2 tRNA genes and 2 rRNA genes are annotated in these 1,164 nt (G+C 41.5%); all 4 read right to left on the reverse strand.

Annotation, left to right across the window (positions count from 1 at the left end):
• Positions 1 to 271, reverse strand: a 23S ribosomal RNA gene (locus tag L3V23_RS21235); the annotation flags it as partial.
• A 319-nt stretch (positions 272 to 590) separates the two neighbouring features.
• Positions 591 to 666: transfer RNA gene (locus L3V23_RS21240), tRNA-Ala, on the reverse strand.
• A 111-nt stretch (positions 667 to 777) separates the two neighbouring features.
• A tRNA-Ile gene (locus L3V23_RS21245) sits at positions 778 to 854 on the reverse strand.
• 187 nt (positions 855 to 1,041) lie between these two features.
• A 16S ribosomal RNA gene (locus L3V23_RS21250) occupies positions 1,042 to 1,164 on the reverse strand; the annotation flags it as partial.

Here is a 1,164-nt window from a genome sequence, read left to right on the forward strand (position 1 = left end):
TTAAGGGCTAATCCAATTTCGCTCGCCGCTACTTTCGGAATCTCAATTGATTTCTTTTCCTCGGGGTACTTAGATGTTTCAGTTCTCCCGGTTCGCCTCATTAACCTATGTATTCAGTTAATGATACTCACTTATGTGAGTGGGTTTCCCCATTCGGAAATCGTAGACTCAAGTGGCTTTTACTGCCTAATCTACGCTTATCGCAAGTTAATACGTCCTTCATCGCCTCTGACTGCCAAGGCATCCACCGTGTACGCTTAGTCACTTAACCATACAACCCCAAGAGGTCTTATGTATGGCAAACAACCAAGGTTTAGTTGTCTCTCATTATTTGAATGAGCGAGAGACATTTCGATTTTGCCGGACTCAAATATGAATACTTACTTAAAAAGTAAGATTCCCAAGAACACTTGAATGTGTATTGGTACCTACATCTCTAAGAGACATAGGATTTGAGAACTTTTAATAAATAACAATTCAATCAAAAATTGTTATTTGTCAGCTTTCCAAATTGTTAAAGAGCAAGAGTTTTTATAAACAAAGAGTTTACGAAAACCATTTTTAAACACACTCGTAAGAATGCTTAAAGATGGTGGAGCTATGCGGGATCGAACCGCAGACCTCCTGCGTGCAAGGCAGGCGCTCTCCCAGCTGAGCTATAACCCCATCGTAGGTCATTTTCACAAAGGAAAATGTAATCTTTTTTTATTCAAGGCAAATTATGAGGACGTGTATATCAATACACGACGAATAATTTAACGAAGAAGAAAGAAGATTTGGTGGGTCTGAGTGGACTTGAACCACCGACCTCTCGCTTATCAGGCGAACGCTCTAACCACCTGAGCTACAGACCCAACTTCTTGCTTCGTGCTTTTTCTTATTTCTGCGTCAGGCTGCTTATCCTCAGTCAGTCATTTACCTATGTAAACTCCTTTCTTCGTCAATTGCCTTCCTTGAACTAAGGAAAATCACTTTGCAATATACTCTTATCTTTCTAAACCTAATCAATCTGTGTGGACACTCATCAAGAGAATCTTTACGTAAGGAGGTGATCCAGCGCCAGGTTCCCCTAGCGCTACCTTGTTACGACTTCACCCCAGTCATGAACCACAAAGTGGCAAGCGTCCTCCCGAAGGTTAAACTACCTGCTTCTTTTGCAGCCCA

This window comes from Vibrio sp. A1-b2, assembly GCF_021726015.1.
GTDB lineage: Bacteria > Pseudomonadota > Gammaproteobacteria > Enterobacterales > Vibrionaceae > Vibrio > Vibrio diazotrophicus.